Source organism: Bacteroidales bacterium, from assembly GCA_018334875.1.
GTDB lineage: Bacteria > Bacteroidota > Bacteroidia > Bacteroidales > UBA12077 > JAGXLC01.
In genome coordinates, this window is record JAGXLC010000530.1 from 1 (window position 1) to 2522 (window position 2522).

General features: G+C 44.3%; 1 protein-coding gene and 1 pseudogene. Both read right to left on the bottom strand.

Translation table 11 applies throughout. The features are described 5' to 3' along the window. Positions 1 to 155 precede the first annotated feature (155 nt). Positions 156 to 1793, bottom strand: a complete 1638-nt coding sequence (locus KGY70_20815; GenBank protein MBS3777648.1) for a beta-glycosidase — start codon at positions 1791 to 1793, stop codon at positions 156 to 158. Positions 1794 to 1826: 33 nt separating this feature from the next. Continuing rightward, positions 1827 to 2381, bottom strand: a pseudogene (locus KGY70_20820) (glycoside hydrolase family 2). Positions 2382 to 2522: the final 141 nt, after the last annotated feature.

Consider the following 2522-nt stretch of genomic DNA (forward strand, 5'->3'; position numbering starts at 1 on the left):
TTGGAGTATTTTTTGGAACAACTGCACCTGGATTATTTTATTTGAGTCCCGTATAAAAAGCTAAATATTGGCTGATAAGGCGCTCTAATAGATCTCTAAAATTCAATAAATAATTTTCACCCAATTGGCTAAAAATAGCCGAGCCCCTTTTTAGACTAGACTCTCATTTCGTAAAAACGGTATTCTTCAGCTTCTCCGACTTTAATATACCTTCGGCTGATGATCGGGCTGGACTGATTCTCAGGTGTAAATTCTGCTACAAGCAAATATCCGCCGGATTGATCAGGCAGATTAATCGCAACCGGTATATCTTTTCGAATATCAACAGGTAGTTCAACATGAAGTGTCTTTTCTCGGACAATTTCACCATTGTGGTTTAACAACTTAACAAGGGTGGTTCCCCTTACAGGTTTTCTCCTGTCATTGACGCCTGCCAGGTTAAAGTTTAACAGGCTGCCGGGTTTGTGGGGAGATTTGAATTTGGTGTACCTTTCATCTGTAAGGTTTATGAAAACGGCAGCGGGAGCAAATGCATGCTGAAACCAATGCATGGTCGGGCCTGGTTCCAGGTTGGCCACATCATTGATGAACCAGTCGCCGGTAAACCCGTAGTTGTTGGTCAGGTAGCAGAAAGAAAGCACACCGGCATGCTGGCGGATGGAACGCAGCCACTCCGTTTCCAGCTGCAGCCAGTAGGCCTGCAATTTTCGCCTTTCTTCGGGAGTTGCATCTTTCCCGAGATAATAATCATATACATCCACGGTGAGTTTGGCAGGCTTGCCGTTGCGCCACAGCCAGATCCATCCGTACTCATTGACCAGTTGGGCTGCTCCGGATTCAATGCTTTCGATATTGGTCTGGTTGCGGTAATTCAGGTTCCCCAGTGGATAGGGATCTTTTTTGAAATCTTCCATATCAACCCATGGCCTGGGACCTTCGTAAGGGTGGGGTTCATCCATTTCATCGAGGCCTTCTTTAAGCTGTTCTGCAGTCATGTATCCTGCATCCCATATGCGGGTTGGATCCAGTTGCATTAAATCCGGTATGAGCTTGTTGCCTATAAAATCGTTCCAGTTCTCGTTGATGGCATCCCAGATGACAATGCTGGGGTGGTTTCCGTCGCTCCACACCCAGTCGGTATATTCTTTCCGTATCTGCCCATCCCAGCCGTGATCCTGCCAGTATAACCATTCATTCTGAAACATGATGCCATGCTCATCGGCAATGTCATACCAGAAGTCCGGAACAATTCCTACGCAGATACGCATGGCATTCCAGTGCATTTTTTTGGGATGCTCAATGAGTAGCTTTTTCACCCATTCCCTGTCCCATACCAGTGAATCACAGTCCGGATCTTCAAAAAAGCGATGCAGTGTAATGTTGCTCCCGCGGAGAAAGGTCTTTTTGCCGTTGAGGTAAAAATATTTTCCTTTTCGGGTAAAGTCACGCATTCCAAAGTGATCAGAATAGACGTCATTTACCGTATCATCCTTAACTACTTCTACTTTTGCCTCATAAAGAAAAGGATTTTCGGGGGTCCATCCATTTAAACGAGGCATATTGATGCTCGTTTTCACAACGCTCAGATTGTCTCGTTTCGAAATGTCTTTGATGGTTTTTGAAGTGACTTGCTCTCCGGATTCCTTTTCAAAAATATCGATGTTCAAACTGATGGAATCTTCCATCTTGTCTCCATAACCGATCTGCGCCGGATAAAAATTTCTGAGGCGCACCTTGACGGTAACCTTCTTTTCTTCCAGGTTTGGCAGCAACAGCAACCTGTTTACCCTGATTTTTCCGGAGAATGAGAGGAAAACATCGTCCCATATACCCGGGAGATAATGCTCCTTTTCTTTGTCGGTGCTCCCTGCGGCCTGGCTGGGAAGCCAGGTGCGATCGCCAACACGGATCAATATCTCATTTTCCTGCCCGTATTTCAAGGCATGGGTGATGTTGGCTTCAACGGGAGTGTAGCATTCCATTGAAGTGCCGAAATCGTATCCATTGACTACTATTTGTGTTACATACTTGCTCTTCAGAAGGGTGAGCACCGCTTCCTTATCTTCATAGGATTCCGGGATGACCACATTTTTCTTGTACCAGCTGTATTTTGGGGTGTAATCGATGTCATACAGGGAGTGGGTCGTCTCCAGTTTGGTTTTTTCCGGACGTTTGAAGAATTTCTCGTAATCCTTTATTTTTGGTTCGGCCATGTGAATCAAGCCCGGAACGGGTATGCTGCGGCTGAATTGTTCGGGTGGAAAAACCTTTTCAGTTTGTTCAAACTGCCAGGTTCCGTTTAAATTGATGGTTTCCTTGTGCTGTGCACTCAATGGCAAGCTGAAAGCAATAAGAAGGATAAAGATGAGCGTGTGTTTCATGATTTAAAATTTTTAATAAAAATAGAAATTTCTGTCATTTCGTCCAATAGCGTAATAATTATTTGTGAATAATTCGAAATGTATATCCCGATCCTGTTTAAAGCACGCTATTCATTTGCTTTATCGATTGAATTATTTAAG